The sequence below is a fragment of the Micromonospora profundi genome, assembly GCF_011927785.1.
Taxonomy (GTDB): domain Bacteria; phylum Actinomycetota; class Actinomycetes; order Mycobacteriales; family Micromonosporaceae; genus Micromonospora; species Micromonospora profundi.
Genome location: NZ_JAATJK010000001.1, coordinates 762,508 through 780,517 on the forward strand (window position 1 = coordinate 762,508; position 18,010 = coordinate 780,517).

At 72.3% G+C, this 18,010-nt stretch carries 15 protein-coding genes; 10 read left to right on the plus strand and 5 right to left on the minus strand.

Going from position 1 to position 18,010, the window contains the following annotated elements; translation table 11 throughout:
• Positions 1 to 68 precede the first annotated feature (68 nt).
• Positions 69 to 767, plus strand: a complete 699-nt coding sequence (npdG, locus tag F4558_RS03600; RefSeq protein ID WP_053653217.1) for an NADPH-dependent F420 reductase — start codon at positions 69 to 71, stop codon at positions 765 to 767.
• Here npdG and F4558_RS03605 read toward each other — a convergent pair.
• The 3 genes from F4558_RS03605 to F4558_RS03615 all read right to left on the minus strand — a co-directional run bounded on the left by F4558_RS03605 (position 728) and on the right by F4558_RS03615 (position 4,464).
• On the minus strand, positions 728 to 1,492 hold the full coding sequence (locus F4558_RS03605) for a DUF222 domain-containing protein (protein WP_167943198.1): 765 nt from the start codon (positions 1,490 to 1,492) through the stop codon (positions 728 to 730). The two genes, npdG and F4558_RS03605, sit on opposite strands and share 40 nt — an antisense overlap.
• Before the next feature lie 182 nt (positions 1,493 to 1,674).
• Positions 1,675 to 2,520: a 3-methyl-2-oxobutanoate hydroxymethyltransferase gene (gene panB, locus F4558_RS03610; RefSeq protein ID WP_053653220.1), complete on the minus strand. Its 846-nt coding sequence runs from the start codon at positions 2,518 to 2,520 to the stop codon at positions 1,675 to 1,677.
• Positions 2,521 to 2,706: 186 nt separating this feature from the next.
• Positions 2,707 to 4,464 carry an NAD+ synthase gene (locus F4558_RS03615; RefSeq protein WP_167943199.1) on the minus strand — a complete coding sequence of 586 codons (1,758 nt, stop codon included), beginning with the start codon at positions 4,462 to 4,464 and terminating at the stop codon, positions 2,707 to 2,709.
• Between the two features lie 262 nt (positions 4,465 to 4,726).
• On the opposite strand from F4558_RS03615, the gene glnA reads away from it, so the two are divergent.
• The 5 genes from glnA (at position 4,727) to F4558_RS03640 (ending at position 9,600) form a co-directional block, all read left to right on the plus strand.
• Positions 4,727 to 6,076 carry a type I glutamate--ammonia ligase gene (glnA, locus tag F4558_RS03620; RefSeq protein WP_053653222.1) on the plus strand — a complete coding sequence of 450 codons (1,350 nt, stop codon included), beginning with the start codon at positions 4,727 to 4,729 and terminating at the stop codon, positions 6,074 to 6,076.
• Positions 6,077 to 6,163: 87 nt separating this feature from the next.
• Positions 6,164 to 6,589, plus strand: coding sequence for a DUF350 domain-containing protein (locus tag F4558_RS03625; protein WP_053653223.1), 426 nt, complete (start codon positions 6,164 to 6,166; stop codon positions 6,587 to 6,589).
• Positions 6,590 to 6,620: 31 nt separating this feature from the next.
• Positions 6,621 to 7,313, plus strand: coding sequence for a helix-turn-helix transcriptional regulator (locus F4558_RS32050; protein WP_053653224.1), 693 nt, complete (start codon positions 6,621 to 6,623; stop codon positions 7,311 to 7,313).
• Between the two features lie 92 nt (positions 7,314 to 7,405).
• On the plus strand, positions 7,406 to 7,777 hold the full coding sequence (locus F4558_RS03635) for a VOC family protein (RefSeq protein WP_167943200.1): 372 nt from the start codon (positions 7,406 to 7,408) through the stop codon (positions 7,775 to 7,777).
• A gap of 461 nt (positions 7,778 to 8,238) precedes the next feature.
• Positions 8,239 to 9,600: a M28 family peptidase gene (locus tag F4558_RS03640; protein ID WP_167943201.1), complete on the plus strand. Its 1,362-nt coding sequence runs from the start codon at positions 8,239 to 8,241 to the stop codon at positions 9,598 to 9,600.
• 333 nt (positions 9,601 to 9,933) lie between these two features.
• Here F4558_RS03640 and F4558_RS03645 read toward each other — a convergent pair whose 3' ends face one another.
• Positions 9,934 to 10,491 carry a hypothetical protein gene (locus tag F4558_RS03645; RefSeq protein WP_245241259.1) on the minus strand — a complete coding sequence of 186 codons (558 nt, stop codon included), beginning with the start codon at positions 10,489 to 10,491 and terminating at the stop codon, positions 9,934 to 9,936.
• Between the two features lie 179 nt (positions 10,492 to 10,670).
• Here F4558_RS03645 and F4558_RS03650 point away from each other — a divergent pair, with 179 nt between their 5' ends.
• On the plus strand, positions 10,671 to 11,561 hold the full coding sequence (locus F4558_RS03650; RefSeq protein WP_167943202.1) for a Vgb family protein: 891 nt from the start codon (positions 10,671 to 10,673) through the stop codon (positions 11,559 to 11,561).
• A 3-nt stretch (positions 11,562 to 11,564) separates the two neighbouring features.
• Here F4558_RS03650 and F4558_RS03655 read toward each other — a convergent pair whose 3' ends face one another.
• Positions 11,565 to 12,500: a S66 peptidase family protein gene (locus tag F4558_RS03655; RefSeq protein WP_053653228.1), complete on the minus strand. Its 936-nt coding sequence runs from the start codon at positions 12,498 to 12,500 to the stop codon at positions 11,565 to 11,567.
• A gap of 85 nt (positions 12,501 to 12,585) precedes the next feature.
• Here F4558_RS03655 and F4558_RS03660 point away from each other — a divergent pair, with 85 nt between their 5' ends.
• Genes F4558_RS03660 through F4558_RS03670 form a run of 3 tightly spaced genes read left to right on the plus strand, consistent with a single transcriptional unit; the run spans position 12,586 to position 18,003 of the window.
• Entirely contained in the window at positions 12,586 to 13,353 is a 768-nt protein-coding gene (locus F4558_RS03660; protein ID WP_167943203.1) for a type 1 glutamine amidotransferase, read from the plus strand.
• Positions 13,353 to 16,370, plus strand: coding sequence for a bifunctional [glutamine synthetase] adenylyltransferase/[glutamine synthetase]-adenylyl-L-tyrosine phosphorylase (locus F4558_RS03665; RefSeq protein WP_167943204.1), 3,018 nt, complete (start codon positions 13,353 to 13,355; stop codon positions 16,368 to 16,370). Before F4558_RS03660 ends, F4558_RS03665 begins: the two co-directional genes overlap by 1 nt.
• Positions 16,363 to 18,003, plus strand: coding sequence for a hypothetical protein (locus F4558_RS03670; protein WP_245241260.1), 1,641 nt, complete (start codon positions 16,363 to 16,365; stop codon positions 18,001 to 18,003). Before F4558_RS03665 ends, F4558_RS03670 begins: the two co-directional genes overlap by 8 nt.
• Positions 18,004 to 18,010: the final 7 nt, after the last annotated feature.

Genomic DNA, 18,010 nt, shown 5'->3' on the forward strand with positions numbered 1-18,010 from the left:
GTGCGTAGCGGGGATTGTCACAGTGCCCGCCGCTGCTGCCGGACCAGGCGGTTTGCGAGGATGAACCCATGGCATACGACGCGAGCACGCTGCCCGACGTGTCCGGGCTGACGGTCGGCATCATCGGTGGCACCGGCGATCAGGGGCGGGGTCTCGCCTACCGGTTCGCGCGGGCGGGGCAGACGGTGTTGATCGGCTCCCGGTCAGCGGAGCGGGCCTCCGAGTCCGCCGCCGAGATCGCCGCACTGCCAGGCATGCCCGCCGACGCCACCATCACCGGCGCGGCAAACGACGAGGTGGCCCGCCGCAGCGACGTGGTGATCATCGCGGTGCCGTGGGACGGACACGCCGCGACCATCGCCGCCCTCGCCGAGCCGCTCGCCGGCACGATCGTCGTCGACTGCGTCAACCCGCTCGGCTTCGACAAGCAGGGCCCGTACGCGCTCACCGTTCCCGAGGGCAGCGCCGTCCAGCAGGCCGCAGCGCTGCTGCCCAACTCCCGCGTCTGTGCCGCGTTCAACCACGTCAGCGCCCCGCTGCTGGCCGACCCCGAGGTCGACCGGATCGACCTGGACGTGCTGATCTGCACCGAAGACCGCGAACTGGTCGGCGTTGTCGGCGCGCTCGCCGCCCGGATTCCCGGCATGCGCGGCATCTACGCTGGCCGCCTGCGGAACGCCCACCAGATCGAGGCGTTCACCGCCAACCTGATCGCCATCAACAAGCGCTACAAGGCGCACGCCGGCATCCGCGTCACCGACCTGTAGACGGCCTGCGGCGGCGGTCCGCGTGGACTCGCCGTAGGTCTCCGGTCTGCCTCAATCGCGCCGACTGAACGAGCGCGAGGCGGCTGGCTGTTGGGCGGCTGCCGCTGCGTCGCTGTCCGGCTGCGTCGCTGTCCGCTGGCTGCGGTCCGTTGCCGGGTGCCTGTTCGCTGGGTGTTGCCCGCTGCCGCCTCCTGCGCTCTCAACGCCGCCTCGGCGGCGGCGTCAGCCACCTCCGGCGCCACGTGGTCAAGGATCCGGGCACCCATCCGGCGTAACAACGTGGCGTCGAACTGGCCAGCCCATCCGAGGAGCACGTCGACCGCCTTGCCGGCTGCCGAGGTGTCGGCGGCGGCGTGGACCGTGGCGACGGTGTCGCCGATGATGCGGGCCTGCTCCACGCTGATGGCGCCCTCGGCGAGGGCTTGGCGGATCTCCGCAGGGCCGTTGTCGAGGGTGGCGGCGAGCTCGACCAGTCGGCGGGCGGCGGGGATGGTGAGTCGAAGCCGCTCGCGCAGCCACACCGGCGTGCAGGACGCGCCCTGGCGGCGGGCCGTGCCGCGACCGTCCACCTCCCGCACCAGCGCCAGCTTGACCGCCGCCACACGTTGTTCGAGGCGGTGCGCCGCATCCAACGCGGCGACGAGATCGTGCTCGGAAGCTGCCCAGGTTGCCGCGTCAGAGCAGGCCGCCACTGCGGCCTCGGCCTGCTCCAACGCATCAATCACAGGCAAATCTTAGAACAGGTGTACGACATTCTCGGTCGCCATGATCGATCCGCTCCAGCCGCCAGATGGGCGCGCTGGCGACGGCGGGACCGGCAGGTGCCCGAGGACCTGAGCCGGCGGTCCCGCCGCCACTCTGAGTGCCGCGCCAGCGCTGGAACACCGCGCCGGAGCACCTGGCAGAGCTAGAAGGTGTGTTCCGCTGCCGGAAACTCGCCGCCGCGGACCTCGTCGGCGAAGCGGCGGGTGGCTTCGGTCAGGGTGCCGGCCAGGTCGGCGTACCGCTTCACGAAGCGTGGGGCCTTGCCGGTACGCAGGCCGGCCATGTCCTGCCAGACCAACACCTGGGCGTCGGTGTCCGGGCCGGCGCCGATGCCGACTGTGGGGATGGGCAGTTCGTGGGTGATCTGCTTGGCCACCTCGCCGGGCACCATCTCCAGGACCACAGCGAAGGCGCCCGCATCGGCCACCGCCCGCGCGTCGGCGAGCACCTCGTCGGCTGTGTCGCCTCGCCCCTGCACCCGGTAGCCGCCCAGCGTGTGCTCACTCTGCGGGGTGAAGCCGATGTGCGCCATCACCGGAATGCCGGCACCGACGATCGCGGCGATCTGCGCGGCGCAGCGGCGGCCACCCTCCAGCTTCACCGCGTGGCAGCCGCCCTCTTTCATGAACCGTACGGCGGTGCGCAGCGCCTGGGTCGGACCTTCCTCGTACGAGCCGAAGGGCAGGTCACCGACGATCAGGGCCTGCCGGGTCGAGCGCACCACGGCCCGTACCAGGGGGAGCAGGTCGTCGGTGGTGACCGGCAGGGTGGTCTCGTAGCCGAACACGTTGTTCGCCGCCGAGTCGCCGACAAGCAGCACCGGTACGCCGGCCTGGTCGAAGATCCCCGCGGTGTACTGGTCGTACGACGTGAGCATCGGCCACCGTTCGCCGCGTTCCTTGGCGGCGATCAGGTCGCGGGTGCGGACCCTACGGGTGGCCGGGCCGCCGTACAGCGCGGTCACCTCGTTGGGAGTGGACTCCACCATCGTTGTCTCCTTCCTCGAGGCCGCCTGCGCGGTCCCCGGGTTCCGTCGCGATCGTCGCACCGGCGGACGGGGTGACGGCAGTGCGCAGTGGAAGATGTCACTCACGGAGCCACGAGGCCACCGAGCCAACGAGGGCCACCGGGCCACGGGGCGCCGGGCTGGTGACCCGGCGCCCACCTGGACGACTCAGCCGTCCTCGCGCCACCGGTTGGTGATGGGGAGTCGACGGTCCCGGCCGAACGCCTTCATCGAGATCTTCGCGCCGGGGGCGGACTGCCGTCGCTTGTACTCGGCGGTATCCACCAGCCGGAGCACCCGGTCCACCACCGCCGGGTCGTGGCCGGACTCGACCAGCCCGTCCCGGCCGAGGTCGCCGTCGACGTAGCCGATGAGGATCGGGTCCAGTACGTCGTAGTCGGGCAGGCTGTCGCTGTCCAGCTGACCTGGGCTCAACTCGGCGCTCGGCGGCTTGCCGATCGAGTTCTCCGGGATCGGGGCGGTCTCGCCTCGGCGGGCCGCGTCGGCGTTGCGCCACTTCGCCAGCCGCCAGACCAGCGTCTTCCAGACGTCCTTGATCGGGTTGAAGCCACCGACCGAGTCGCCGTACAGGGTGGAGTAACCGACGGCCAGCTCGCTCTTGTTGCCGGTGGTCAGCACCAGGTGGCCCTCCTGGTTCGACAGCGCCATCAGGATGACGCCGCGCACCCGGGCCTGGAGGTTCTCCACAGCGATACCGGACAGCGACAGGTTGGCCAGGAAGCTGTCCACCATCGGCTGGATCGGCTCGACGCGGTAGTCCAGGCCGGTGCGCTTGGCCAGGTCGGCGGCGTCCTCGCGGGAGTGCTCGGAGGAGTGCTGGCTGGGCAGCGACACCCCCACCACGCGGTCGGGGCCGAGCGCGTCGACGGCCAGGGCGGCCACCACCGCCGAGTCGATGCCGCCGGAGAGGCCGAGCACCACGGACGGGAAACCGTTCTTGTTGACGTAGTCGCGCAGGCCCAGCACCAGCGCCTGCCACACCTCGGCCTCGTCGGCCACCGGCTCGATCAGCCCGCCGGAGGCGGCCGGGCCGGTCGGTGCGGGCGGGATCGTCTCCACGATGCTGTGTACGACCCGCATGTCGTCCGCGACGCTCTGGCTGCCCGGCGCCGTGGTGGCGGCCGGCAGGTCGACGTCGTGTACGAGCAGGTGCTCGACGAACTGCGGGGCACGGGTGAGCAGTTCGCCGTCGGCCGTGACGATCATCGAGTCGCCCTCGAAGACCAGCTCGTCCTGGCCGCCGATCATGTTGACGTACGCGACGGTGGCACCCGCCTCGGCGGCCCGGCGCCGGACCAGCGGCAGCCGGACGTCGTCCTTGTTCAGCTCGTACGGCGAGCCGTTGATGTTGACCACGAGGCCGACGCCGGCCTGCCGGGCGGCGGCGAACGGACCGCCGGCCTGCCACAGGTCCTCGCAGATGGTCAGCGCGGTGTCGACGCCGCCGATGCGGACCACTGTCAGCTCGTCGCCGGGGATGAAGTAGCGGTCCTCGTCGAAGACGCCGTAGTTGGGCAGGTGGTGCTTGAAGTAGCGGGCGACAACAGTGCCCCGGTGCAGCAGCGCGGCGGCGTTGCGGGCACCCCGGCCCGGCTCGGCGTCCCCGCTGACCTGTGGTGGGCCGTCGGCGTCGAGGTAGCCGACCACGACCGGCAGGTCACCGAGGCCGTCGGCGGCGAGGTCCGCGGCGAGCCGCTCCAGGGCGGCGCGGGACGCGGCGATGAAGGAGCGCCGGAAGACGAGATCCTCGACCGGATATCCGGTAAGCATCATCTCGGGAAAGAGGACCAGTTGGGCGCCAGCGTCGGCGGCCCGGCGGGTCCAGCTGCGGACCTGGCCGGCGTTGCCGGAGAGGTCGCCGACTCTCGGGTTGACCTGGGACAGGGCGAGACGCAGGGTGGGCATGTGTTCATCTTGCCCCAGCTCCGCCCGGCCAATCCGTACCCTCGGACGAGATGGCGGCCACGCCACGGCGCGCCCGGCGGGCGGCCCTCGGCGGCGGCCGGGCCAGCGTGCGGCACGGTACGGCCCGGCGGACGGGACACGAGGGGACGGGCGGCTGTGGTTCGCGTAACGTCTGCGTAACCAGGCCCGGGAACACTGGGCGGGCAGGTCGGGTACAGCCCGACCAAGGCGGACAAAAAGAGTGTCGCGAGGGGTTGGGGAAGTGGACCGTCAGCAGGAGTTCGTCCTCCGCACGCTGGAAGAGCGGGACATCCGGTTCGTCCGGCTGTGGTTCACGGACGTGTTGGGCACGCTCAAGAGCGTCTCGGTGGCACCCGCGGAGCTGGAGTCTGCCTTCGAGGAGGGCATCGGCTTCGACGGCTCGGCGATCGAGGGCTTCGCCCGGGTCTTCGAGTCGGACATGGTGGCCATGCCCGACCCGACCACCTTCCAGGTCTTCCCGTTCGAGGGCGGGGTCAGCGGCGAGAGCGCGCGGATGTTCTGCGACATCCTGCTGCCCGACGGCGGCCCGTCCTGGGCCGACCCGCGGCACGTGCTGCGCCGCGCGCTGTCCAAGGCGGCCGAGAAGGGCTTTACCTTCTACACCCACCCCGAGATCGAGTTCTTCCTGCTGGAGAACGGTCCGCAGGACGGCTCGGTGCCCACCCCGGTCGACACCGGCGGCTACTTCGAGCACACCACCCACGCGGTGGCCCGCGACTTCCGCCGTCAGGGCGTACTGGCGCTGGAGCGGATCGGCATCTCGGTGGAGTTCAGCCACCACGAGGTCGCCCCCGGCCAGCAGGAGATCGACCTGCGCTACGCCGACGCGCTCACCACCGCCGACAACATCATGACCTTCCGGCACGTGGTCAAGGAGGTGGCGCTCTCCACCGGCGTGCAGGCAAGCTTCATGCCGAAGCCGTTCACCGACCAGCCGGGCAGCGGCATGCACACCCACCTGTCGCTGTTCGAGGGCGAACGCAACGCCTTCCACGACAGTGGCGACCCGATGAAGCTCTCCAAGGTGGCGAAGTCGTTCATCGCCGGCCTGCTGGTGCACGCCCGGGAGTACACGGCCGTCACCAACCAGTGGGTCAACTCCTACAAGCGGCTGTTCCCGCAGGCACTGCCGGACCGCATCACCGAGAGCCCGGCGTACGTCTGCTGGGGTCACCTGAACCGGTCCGCGCTGGTCCGGGTGCCCGCGTACGGCAAGCCCAACTCGGCTCGTGTCGAGGTCCGTTCACCGGACTCGGCGGCCAACCCGTACCTCGCCTTCGCGGTGCTGCTCGGCGCCGGCCTCAAGGGCATCGAGGAGGGCTACGAACTGCCGCCGGGCGCCGAGGACGACGTCTGGTCGCTGAGCAGCGCCGAACGGCGTGCCATGGGCTACGAGGCGCTGCCGGAGAACCTCTCCGAGGCGATCGACGTGATGGCCGAGTCCGAACTGGTCGCCGAGGTGCTCGGGGAGCACGTCTTCGACTTCTTCCTGCGCAACAAGCGGGCCGAGTGGGAGCAGTACCGCCGCGAGGTCACGCCGTACGAGCGGCAGCGTTACCTGGCGCTGTAGAGCCGGGGATGACGCGTTGGCGCACTGCCGCTATCGTCTCGATCACCGCGCCGGTACCCCTCCGGGCGGAGATTCGGGAGGCAGTCCGTGCTGGAGGATCTGTTCAGCGGTGCCTGGCAGAGCATCGTGTTCGGTGTCGTGGGTGTCGGGCTCATGGCGGCCGGATTCGGCCTGGTCGACCTGCTGACCCCCGGGCGACTGCGGGACCTGATCTGGGTCGACCGCAACGCCAACGCGGGGCTGCTGCTCGCCGCCAACCAGCTCGGCATCGCCGGGATCGTCTTCACGGCGATCCTGACCAGCTACAGCGACTTCGGTAAGGGGCTCGCCTCCACAGTGGTCTTCGGGCTGGTCGGGCTCGCCATCATGGCGTTGGCATTCGTGGTGCTCGACCTGCTCACCCCGGGCAAGCTCGGTGAGGTCATCTGCTCGCCCGAGCCGCACCCGGCTGCCCGGATCAGCGCCGCCACGCACTTCGGCGCGGCTCTGATCGTCTGCGCCTGCATCGCCTGAGGCTGTCGTACCTCGGATCTAGGTTCCGGGGGTGAACCGTACCGACCGCCTCTACGCCCTTGTCGAAGAGCTGCGCGCAATATCGCCGCGTCCGCGCAGCGCGCGCTGGCTGGCCCACCACTTCGAGGTCAGCACCCGCACCGTGGAGCGGGACATCACCGCGTTGCAGGGCGCCGGGGTGCCCATCTGGGCCGAGCCGGGCCGGGCTGGCGGCTACGTGGTCGACCGGGCGCGCACCCTGCCCCCGGTCAACCTGACGCCGGGCGAGGCGGTGGCAATGGCCGTCGCGCTGCACCGGCTGGGCGGCTCGCCGTTCGCCCCGGCCGCCGGCGTCGCGCTGCGCAAACTGGTCGCCGTGATGCCACCCGCCGCGGTGGCCGAGGCGCACCGGCTCGCCGGGCGGGTGCACCTGGTCGGTGGCGGGCCGGGCACTGCCGTCCCGGCCGCCGTGGCCGACGCGGTCGCCGCCGGTCGGGTGCTTCGGCTGCGGTACGCCGACCGCGACGGCGCCGACTCGGCACGCGACGTGGAACCGCTCGGCTATCTGGGCAACGAGACGCACTGGTACCTGGTGGCCTGGTGCCGGTTGCGCGACGCTGTCCGCTGCTTCCGCACCGACCGGATCAGGTCGGTGCACCCGCTGGCCGAGCCGGTGACCCGGGAGTTGCGTCCCGGTGACCTCGACGTTCCGGCCGACCGGGTACGCCCGCTGAGCCTGGTCTGATTGTCTGCGAAACACCGACAGGACGCTGTCGCGGGCCGCGACGATGCTGTTTTCCGACGCCGGCCGTCCGGCCGGCGCAGCGAGGAGGCAGCATGTCCAGCACGCCCGTGACCTGGTTCGAGATCGGCTCCGACCGGCCGGACGAGGCGCAACGCTTCTACACCGACCTGTTCGGTTGGAGTTTCGAGGAGCAGGGCGGCCCGGGTGGGTCGTACCGGCAGACGACGGCCGGCGGTGGGCGGGGGATCGGCGGCGCGATCCGGGGCCTCGGTGGGGACGAGGCGAACTACGCGATCTTCTACGCCGAGGTGGCGGACGTGGCGGAGACCTGCCGGCGGGCCGAGTCGGCCGGCGGCACGGTGCTCGTGGCGCCGGTGACAACGCCGGCCGGTCTGGTGCGCGCCTGGCTGCGTGACCCGTCCGGCAACAGGTTCGGCGTCTTCACGCCACCGGCCGGCGGCTGACCTCGACGGAGGTGCGTTCGTCGTCGGCTCGGACGGCGACGAACGCACCCGAATCGGGCTGCCGCGTCGCGGCGTTTCTGGGAGTCGACGCCCGCGTTGTGGGATGGCGCGGATATCGGGTTGCCTGACATCAGTGGAATATGTCACGAGTGCTTTTCGGCGTGTCGGGCGTAAACGGCCCGGCAGAGGTGATCAAGGCGGGCAAATCGTCGGGGACTGCCCCTACCAGGGAGTATGCGCTGGTCCGCCTGGTGGAACGAGGTGGCTGCCTGCTCTCCGACGACCGTCCGAACAGATCTTGGAGGCCGGCCCGGAGGTGGATAGGTTCGACTTTCCTCGGGCCTGCTCAGTCAATCATCGAGCAGGCTCGGCAAAGTAAGGAGAAGCACTTGACCAACGGCGGTCACCCCATTACCCCCGTTACTGATTCAGCGTCGTCCTCCAATGTGAACCGACGCCGCATGCTGACCATTGCTCTCGGTGGCGCCGCCACCGTGGCTCTTCCGGCCCCGGCCTGGGCGGCAAACGACAAGCGCCCCGGTGCCAGCCGGAAGCCGGCCCTCACGTCGGACGATCGCAAGATCATCGCTCAGGTCTCGGCCGAGCGGGCCGTGAAGCACCTGCGTTACCTCAGTGAGGACATCGGTCCGCGCATCGGCGGCACCTCTTCCGAGCGCCGCGCCGCCGACTACATCGCCAAGGAACTGGCCCACCACGGCTACCGCGTCGAGCTGGAGCCGTTCGCGGTGGCGGACAAGTTCCTCGCCCAACTCTCCTCGCCGGCCGGACTGCCCACCGACCTGAACTGGCAGGCCGGCGCCTCGGCGCACGCCGCGCTGGACACCACGGTCAGCGGCGACGTGGTCGACGTGGGCGCGGGCGCACCCGAGAACTACCCCGCGAGCGTTGCCGGCCAGATCGTGCTGATCGACTACGTGGCGGCCCGGCGTGAGCAGCTGGTCGCCACCGCGCTGGCCCGTGGGGCGGCCGCCGTGGTGTTCCTGGCCGCCGACGGCGTGCCGCCGCGGCGCAGTGGGACGTTCACGCCGACCCTGCCGGGCTCGGCCAACTCGCCGGTGCCGATCCCGGTGGTCGGTGTCGCGCAGGCGCAGAAGGAGCGGCTGCGTGCCCTCGTCGCCTCCGGGCGGCGGCTCACGCTCGTCATCTCCACCGCCGCGCACCGCAACCTGACGTCCCACAACGTCATCGCCGAGCGGGTCGGACGCGCCGGCGCCAACGGGCCGGTCGTGATGGTCAGCGCCCACTACGACACGGTCATCGGCGCTCCTGGCGCCAACGACGACGGCTCCGGCACGGTGCTCTGCCTCGAGCTGGCCCGCGTCATGAAGGCCATCCCGGTCAACGCCACTCTCCGCTTCGCCCTGTGGGGCTCGGAGGAGCAGGGGCTGCTCGGCTCGCGCTACCACGTCCGGCAGCTGCCGCAGGCGGAGCGGGACCGGTTCCTCGCCGTGTACCAGAACGACATGGTCGCCACCAGCTGGGACCCGGCAACCCGGTACTGGCAGCTGTCCTTCGACGGGCAGGCCAACCGGGCCACCGACGAGGTGACGGCCGCTGGCCTGCGCCTCGGCTACGACCCGCGCATGTCACCGGTGACGCAGCGCGGCTCCAGCGACCACCAGTCCTTCCAGGAGGTCGGCATCGCCAGCGCCAACTTCTCCTGGCGGGGCGAGGAGAGCCCGGCACTGCTGGAGCCTCCGTACCACACCCCCGAGGACACCATCGCCAAGAACATCAGCCTTGAGCGGCTTCAGGTCTCGCTCGAGCTGATCGGCTGCGCCGCGTACGCGACCGCTCGCTGAGGACTGTCCCGCCCCTGGTGACAGCGTTGGTGCCACGGGGTCGGGACAGAACGACGGGCGCCGCATCCGGGTACGTCCCGGGTGCGGCGCCCGTTCCTGTGTGCGGTTATGCGGCGCGTTCGGGCAGCGAGCGGGGGGCGAGCACAGCGCCTTGATCGACTCGGTTTCTTGGAAATCGCGGTGTCCGGGCCTGGTTGATGCCCCGGTTTCCAGGAAGCCGAGTGTTCGTTGCCGTCACGACAGCCGCGAACCCGCAGGGTGCGGTGGGCGCGGAGTGGTGGCCCGCCGGTGCCAGCCAGGAGGAGGTGCGGCCAGCACCGGCGGGGCCACCGGTCACTTGCCGGTCTGGCCGGACTCGTCGTCCTGAGTGGGCTCGCCCTTCGGGCCGTCCTGGCCGGGCTTGCCGTGCGGACCGTCCTGGCCAGGCTTGCCGTGCGGGCCGCCCTTGCCGTGCGGACCACCCTTGCCGTCCGGACCACCCTTGCCCGGGAACACGCCTGCTTCGGCTGCCTTGAGCACCGCGTCGGCCTGCTCCTGGGTCAGCTTGCCGTCCTTGACGGCCTGGTCCAGCCGCTCCTTCAAGGCGTCCTGCCGGTCCTGCGCCGACGGCCGCTCCGGCCGGTCGCCCTGCCGCTGCTCGTGCAGCTTCTCCAGCGCGGCGGTGACCTTGTCGGTCGACACGCCCAGCTCCTTGGCGAGCGCCTCGGCGAACTCGGCCTGCCGGTCGGCGTGCCGCTGCTGGCGGTCGCCGCCCTGGTCGGTGGTGCTGGCGCTCGGGGACGGGGTCTTGTCGTCGGCGAGAGCCACCGTCGGGGCGGCGATCCCGACGCCGAGCACTCCAGCGGCGGCGACGCCGGCCAGCAGGTGCTTCTTCGACATCTTGCGGATCATGCGAATCTCCTGTCGGTGGTGATGCGATGACGTCACCGACAGTGACCGCCGGAGCTGGGCGCAACCCATGACGAACCTGTCAGCGGGCTGGCAATCCGGGGGAAAGGGCCGGTCTTATTCGGGTTGCGTCACACCGGGGCGGCCGGAAGGCTGGGCGAAACCCGACGAAAGGGCATCGCATGACACAGGCAGTCATCCGCGAGGTCGCGCTCACCGGGCCGGGCTCCGGCCCGTACTCGATCACTGTTGGTCCCGACGGCGCGCTCTGGCTGACGCTCGCCGGCTCCGGCGGCATCGCCCGGCTCGGCCTCGACGGCGAGGTACGGACCTACCGGGACGACCCGCCGGACAGCCGTCCTCTGATCATCGTCGCCGGCCCGGACGACGCGCTCTGGTACACCCGCTCGGGAGACGACCGGCTCGGCCGGATCACCGTCGACGGCAATGTCGACTCGGTGGCGCTGCCGCCGGGCAGCGCTCCCTGCGGCCTGGCCGCCGGTGCGGACGGAGCACTCTGGTACGCCGGCATGGGCGACGACACCGTCGGTCGGGTGACCGTCGACGGGGTGGTCACCACGTATCCGCTGCCGGTCGCCAAGGGCTTCCCGTCGATGCTTGCCGCCGGCCCGGACGACGCGCTGTGGCTCACGCTCAACCAGGGCAACGCCATCGCCCGGGTTGATCTCGACGGTGCGGTGACTGTGCACCCGCTGCCCACCGAGGCCGCCGGGCCGGTCGGCATCACTGCCGGCGGCGACGGCGCGCTCTGGTTCGTCGAGATCGTCGCCGGGCAACTCGGCCGGATCACGCCCGACGGTCGGATCGACGAGTTCCCGCTGCCGGACCGTGCGGCCCGCCCGCACGCGATCGTCGCCGACCCGGGAGGCGGTTGCTGGTTCACCGAGTGGGGCGCCAACCGGATCGGCCACATCGACGCCCAGGGCCGGATCACCGGCCACGACCTGCCGACGCCCGCCTCGGAACCGCACGGCCTCACTGTCACCTCCGACGGCGCGGTCTGGGCCGCCCTGGAAATCGGAGCCGTAGCCCACCTCGGGGTGACCAGGTGAGGATCAGCGCACCGCCGAGGTGACAGTCAGGGTGCCCTCGTCGGCGTCCAGGTGCGCTTCGGTGCCGACCGGCACTGTGAGCTGCCCGGGGCCGTGGCCGATCGGCAGGCCGCCGAGCACCGGTACGCCGAGGTCGCCGAGCCGTTCGCCGAGCACGTCGGCGACAGTGGTGTCCCAGCCGTCGGCGCAGCCGGTGAACTGTCCCACCGCCACCCCGGCCAGCCCGTCGAGCACGCCGGCCCGGCGTAGTTGGGTGAGCATCCGGTCGACCTTGTACGGGGGTTCCTGGACGTCCTCGATGAGCAGCACCGCCCCGGTCAGGTCCGGCAGGTCCGGGGTGCCCACCGACGCGACGATCATGCACAGGTTGCCGCCGAGCAGGGTGCCGGTGGCCCGGCCCGCGACGCGTACGCCAAAGGTGTCCTCTTCCGGCGCCGCCGTGACCGTCACCGGTTCGGTGGTCATCAGCGCGGCGTGCAGCGACTCGGCCGACCGCAGCGGGGTGCGTTCGTCCCGCCAGGCGGCGCCCGGGCCGTGTACGCCGGCCAGCCGGGCGCCCCGCCACAGCGCGAGCTGCAACGCGGTGATGTCGGAGAAGCCGGCCACCACCTTCGGGTCGCGGCGGACGGCGGCCATGTCGATCGCGTCCACGATCCGCTGCGCGCCGTACCCGCCGCGGGTGCAGATGACCCCGCGTACCTGCGGGTCGGTGAACGCGGCGTTCAGGTCGGCCGCGCGCAGCTCGTCGGTGCCGGCCAGGTAGCCGTGCCGGGCGTACGCGTTCGCCGCCAACACCGGCCGCAACCCCCAACCGGTGAGCAGCTCCACACCACGCGCCACCCGCTCCGGCGAGGTCGGCCCGGACGGCGACACCAGCGCCACAGTGTCGCCGGGGCGCAGCACGGGCGGGCGTACGGCAGCGGTGTCCTCGCTGATCACAACCGCAGAGCCTAACGAGCGGCGACCACGGCGCGTGCCCGTGCCGGGGAGTGGCACCACTGGGCGCACCGGATAGCCTCGACGGGTGGCAACCGCGCTGGTTATCGAGAACGACCCGACGGACGACGCGCGCCGGCTGGGTGAGTGGCTGACCGAGGCAGGGCTGGAACTGGAGGTGGTCCGCCCGCACGCCGGTGACGAGCTACCCGCCGACCTGGAGGGGTACGCGGCGCTCGTGGTGCTCGGCGGCGACCAGCAGGCGTACCCGCTTGCGGACGGCTCGCCCGGCGCACCCTGGTTTCCCGCGGTGGAGGGCCTGCTGCGCAAGGCGGTCCGCTACCGGGTGCCCACCCTTGCCGTCTGCCTGGGCGCGCAACTGCTCGCCACCGCGCACGCAGGCCTCGTCGAACGGAGTCCGTCCGGGCCGGAGATCGGCCCCGGCGTGGTCGGCCGGCGCGACGCCGCCGAGGGTGACCCGCTGTTCCGGTACGTCCCGCTGATCCCGGACGTCCTCCAGTGGCACTCCGACGAGATCACCGAGCTGCCCCGGGGCGCCACCCTGCTGGCCGCGTCGACCCGCTACCCGCATCAGGCGTTCCGGCTCGGTGACCGGGCCTGGGGCCTCCAGTTCCACATCGAATGCGACACCGCGATGATCGCCGACTGGGCGGCCGACTCGGCCCTTCTCGCCGAGCTGGGCTACGACCCGGAGCTTGTGGTGGCGGCCTGCGACGCGGTGATGGTCGACGTCGAGGAGGTCTGGCAGCCGTTCGCCGCCCGGTTCGCCGCACTGGCCCTCGGCGAGCTGGACGACAGCACGACGCGGCGCGGCCTGCCGCTGCTCGGGCACTGATGAGCCGGCCGACCAGGACGCCGGGCCGGCTCGCGCGCTACGGCTTCGGCGCCGCCGAGGGCGACGGCGGGGCACGCGCCGCCGACCTGCTCGGCCCGGACGGGCTGCGCCTGTGGCTGCCGGTCGAACAGGAGCCTGTCGACGAGCGGGCCGGTGAACTGCTCGCCGCGCTGTCCCGGGCCGCCGATCCGGATCTGGCGCTGCGCCAACTGCACCGCATCGTGGAGGCCGAAGGCCGCACCACCGACGGCACCGAGTCGCCACTCCTCGCCGAGCTGCACACCGACCCCGGGCTGCGGCGACGGCTGATCGCGGTGCTCGGCGCCTCGTCGGCGCTCGGCGACCACCTGGTGGCCCATCCCGAGCACTCCGCGGCGCTGCGGACCGCACCGGACGGGCTCGCACCGCTGGCCGAGGGCCGGCTGGAGCCTACCGACGGTGGCAACCCCGTTGCGGCGCTGCGGACCGCGTACCGGCTGGCTCTGCTGCGGATCGCGGCGGCCGACCTGACCGGCGGGCGCGCCCTGGAACAGACGATGGCGGCGCTGTCCGCGCTTGCCGACGCGACGCTCGCCGCGGCGTACGAGATCGCCGTCACGGAGCTGGCCGACGGCACCGAACGGCCCCGCCTCGCGGTGGTGGCGATGGGCAAGTGCGGTGGCGGCGAGCTGAACTACGTCTCCGACGTGGACGTCATCTTCGTGGCCGCCGAGGACGCCGACCTGCCCGCCGCGACACTTGTGGCGACCCGGCTGATCAACATCTGTGGGCTTGTCGCCTGGCCGGTGGACGCCGCGCTGCGTCCCGAGGGCAACCGTGGCCCCCTGGTGCGTACCCTCGCGAGCCACCTTGCCTACTACCGGCGGTGGGCGCGCACCTGGGAGTTCCAGGCGCTGCTCAAGGCCCGTCCGGCCGCCGGTGACCTGCCGCTGGCCCAGGAGTGGATCGACCAGCTCGCGCCGCTGGTCTGGCGGGCTGCCGAACGCCCCGAGGCGGTCGAGGACGTCCGCGCGATGCGCCGCCGGATCATCGACCACATCCCGCCGAAGGAGCTGGAACGCGAGATCAAGCGTGGCCCGGGTGGGCTGCGTGACATCGAGTTCGCCGTCCAGTTGCTGCAACTCGTACACGGTCGCGGCGACGAGACGCTGCGGGCGCCCGGCACGATCCCGGCGCTGCGCGCGCTCGTCGCCGGTGGCTACGTCGGTCGGGCCGACGGCGAGGCGCTGCTGCGCGGCTACCGCTTCCTGCGCAGCGTCGAGCACCGCCTCCAACTGCAGGCCCTGCGCCGCACCCACACCGTACCCACCGAGCCGGGCGCGCTGCGCTGGCTCGCCGCCGCGCTGGGCTTCACGGCCACGCCGGGGCGCAGCGCCGTGGAGAGCTTCCGGGCCGAATGGGTCACCCACGCTGCCGAGGTACGCAGGCTGCACGCCAAACTGCTCTACCGGCCGCTGCTGGAGTCGGTGGCCCGGGTGCCGGCCGACGGGCTGCGGCTGACCCCGGAGGCGGCGAGGAACCGGCTGGAGATCCTCGGCTTCGCCGACCCGGCCGGGGCGCTGCGTCACCTCCAGGCGCTCACCGGCGGGGTGAGCCGTACGGCAGCCATCCAGCGGACCCTGCTGCCGGTGCTGCTCAGCGAGTTCGCCGACGCGCCGGAACCGGACCGGGGGCTGCTCAACTACCGCCTGGTCTCCGACAAGCTGGGCAGCACCCCCTGGTATCTGCGGCTGCTGCGCGACGGCGGCCCGGTCGCCCGGCGGCTCGCCCGGGTCCTGGCCCTGTCCCGGTACGCCGCCGACCTGCTCGCCCGCGACCCGGAGGCACTGCGGCTGCTGGCCGAAGAGAACGAGCTGGCGCCGCGCTCCCGTGAGGTGCTCCGGGAGGGGTTCGTCGCGGCGGCGGCCCGGCACAACGACCCCGTCGAGGCGACCCGAGCGGTACGGGCGCTGCGACGGCGGGAACTGGTCCGGGTGGCCTGCGCCGACGTGCTCAGTCGGGCCGGCGCGCTCGCACCCAGCCCCACCCGTCCGGACGGCGCGAAACGCCCACCAGCCGGGCTCGCCGACATCACCGAGGTCGGCACGGCGCTTTCCGACGTCACCGACGCCACCCTCGCCGCCGCGCTGCGCGCCGCCCGGGCCAGCCAGCCGACGCCGGAAGGGCTGCGGTTCGCCGTGATCGGCATGGGACGGCTCGGCGGGTGCGAGTCGAACTACCTCTCCGACGCCGACGTGCTCTTCGTCTACGACCAACCCGCCGGCACCGGCGAGGCAGCCGCCAGAACCGCCGCACAGACGATCGCCGAGGAACTGCGCCGGCTGCTCGGCGTACCCGCACCCGACCCGCCGCTCGGCGTCGACGCCGACCTGCGCCCGGAGGGCCGGCAGGGTCCGCTGGTCCGCAGCCTCGCCGCGTACGCCCAGTACTACGCCCGCTGGTCGCGCGTGTGGGAGGCGCAGGCACTGCTGCGCGCCCGGTTCGTGTGCGGCGACGCCGACCTGGGCGCCGAGTTCGAGGCGATGATCGACCCGGTGCGGTACCCGGCCGGTGGGCTCACCCGCGAACAGATCGTCGAGATCCGCCGGATCAAGGCCCGCGTGGAGAACGAGCGACTGCCCCGGGGCGCCGACCCGGCCACCCACACGAAGCTGGGACGCGGTGCGCTCGCCGACGTGGAGTGGGCGGTACAGCTCGTCCAGCTCAGGCACGCCGGCGACGTACCGGAGCTGCGCGGCACGCGTACCCTCGATGCCCTCGCGGCGGCCGAGCGGGCCGGCCTTATCGACCCGGCGGACGCCGCGGAGATGGCCGCCGGGTGGTCCCTGGCCGCGCAGGTCCGCAACGCGCTGATGCTGGTCCGCGGCCGGGCCGGCGACCAACTGCCCCGGCACGGGGTGGAGCTGGCCGGGGTGGTGCGGCTGCTCGGCCGCGACGACCCGGGGGAGTTCCTCGACGAGTACCTGCGGGTCGGCCGCCGCTCCCGCGCCGCCACCGAACGGGTCCTCAATGCCTGATGCGGTGACCCGCCCCGCCGGGCAGCGCACCGGAAACGACCGCTCACCGCACGCGGTCTGGGCGCTGGTCACCGGGGCAGCGGTGGCACTCGCCGCCGCGTTCCTCGTCGCGCCACGGATGGGCACCGACCTCGCCGCCCAGGTGGCGCGTGCCGAGTTCGCCGACAGCTACGGTGGCGCGCCGCTGGACCTCGGTTGGTACGGCGGCGTCAACCAGTACGGGTACAGCCTGTTCACGGCCAGGTTGGGCGCACTGGTCGGGATGCGTCCGCTGGGGGCGATCGCCGCTGTGGTCGGTGCGGCGGCGCTGGGCTGGCTGTTCATCCGGAACCGGGCGCGGCGGCCGCTGCTGGCCGGCCTCCTCGGTGCCGTGGTGCTTGTCGGCAACCTGGCGAGCGGCCGGATCACCTTCGCCGTCGGGTTGGCGTTCGGGCTGCTGGCGCTGTGCGCGGTAAGCGCGGACCGTCCACCACGTCCGGTTCGGCTGGCGCTCGCGGCTGCCTGCGCTGCCCTCGCCACGGCGGCGAGCCCTGTCGCCGGCCTGTTCACCGGGCTGGCGGGCGCGGCGTTGCTGCTTGTCGCAGTGCGTCGCGGGGACGGGCCGGGGCGCCCACTGCCGGGTGGTTGGCGGGTAGAGCGACCCCTCGCCGAAGGGCTCGTCCTGGCTGTCGCGCCCGCTGTCACCCTGGCGCCGATCGCTGTCCTCTTCGGCAACGGAGGCACCCAGCCGTACTCGGCCGAATCGATGCGGATAAACGTCGCGCTCGCCGTGCTGGTGGCCGTGGTGCTGCCACGGCGGCGCCGGGTGTTGCGCGTCGGCGCGTTGCTCACCGTGCTGCTTCTGGTCGGGGCCTACTACGTGCCCAGCCCTATCGGTTCCAACGCGCTGCGACTGCCGATGCTCTTCGCGCTGCCCGTGCTTGCCGGCTACGCCGCGCTGCCGGGGCCCTGGCTGGCCGGGCTGCTCGCCGCGACAGTCTGGTGGCAGTCGCCGGTGATGACCAGCGACGTCACCCGTGCCGGCTCCCCGGAGAGCGCCCCGGCGTTCTACCGGCCGCTCGTCGCCGAACTGGAACGGCGGCAGCCCATCGGGCGGGTCGAGGTCGTGCCGCTGCGTGACCACTGGGAATCCGCGTACGTGCCACCGACAGTGCCGCTGGCCCGGGGCTGGGAACGCCAGGTGGACAGCGATCGCAACGCGCTGTTCTACGACGGCACCCTGAACGAGGCCACCTACGAGCAGTGGCTGCGCGACGAGGCGGTGACCTACGTGGCGATCGCCCCGGACGCCCCCGCCGACCGGTGGGGGCGCGACGAGGCAACGCTGATCCGCACCGGTCTGCCGTACCTGCGGGAGGTCTGGAGCGATTCGACCTGGCGCATGTACGCCGTTGTCGATCCGACGCCGCTGGTCGGAGCGCCGGGCCAACTCGTCACCGCCGACCGGGGCGCGGTCCGGCTCACCGCCACGCCCGGTGACGTGGAGGTACGGGTGCGGTGGTCCCGCTGGCTGTCGCTGACCGGCCCGGACGGCTGCGTACGGCCCGGTGCGGACGGGTGGACCGAGGTGCGCGTCCGCACCCCCGGTGACTACACGATCTCCAGCAGCCTCACGCCAACGGGCCACTGCTGACGGTGCC

What these genes read in the sequence shown, in the direction of transcription:
- F4558_RS03640 (WP_167943201.1), top strand. Translation starts at nt 8,239, where the DNA reads ATGCTGACCATTGCTCTCGGTGGCGCCGCCACCGTGGCTCTTCCGGCC.
- F4558_RS03615 (WP_167943199.1), bottom strand. Translation starts at nt 4,464, where the DNA reads ATGCCCACCCTGCGTCTCGCCCTGTCCCAGGTCAACCCGAGAGTCGGC.
- npdG (WP_053653217.1), top strand. Translation starts at nt 69, where the DNA reads ATGGCATACGACGCGAGCACGCTGCCCGACGTGTCCGGGCTGACGGTC.
- F4558_RS03665 (WP_167943204.1), top strand. Translation starts at nt 13,353, where the DNA reads ATGAGCCGGCCGACCAGGACGCCGGGCCGGCTCGCGCGCTACGGCTTC.
- F4558_RS03635 (WP_167943200.1), top strand. Translation starts at nt 7,406, where the DNA reads ATGTCCAGCACGCCCGTGACCTGGTTCGAGATCGGCTCCGACCGGCCG.
- F4558_RS03650 (WP_167943202.1), top strand. Translation starts at nt 10,671, where the DNA reads ATGACACAGGCAGTCATCCGCGAGGTCGCGCTCACCGGGCCGGGCTCC.
- F4558_RS03645 (WP_245241259.1), bottom strand. Translation starts at nt 10,491, where the DNA reads ATGATCCGCAAGATGTCGAAGAAGCACCTGCTGGCCGGCGTCGCCGCC.
- F4558_RS03670 (WP_245241260.1), top strand. Translation starts at nt 16,363, where the DNA reads ATGCCTGATGCGGTGACCCGCCCCGCCGGGCAGCGCACCGGAAACGAC.
- panB (WP_053653220.1), bottom strand. Translation starts at nt 2,520, where the DNA reads ATGGTGGAGTCCACTCCCAACGAGGTGACCGCGCTGTACGGCGGCCCG.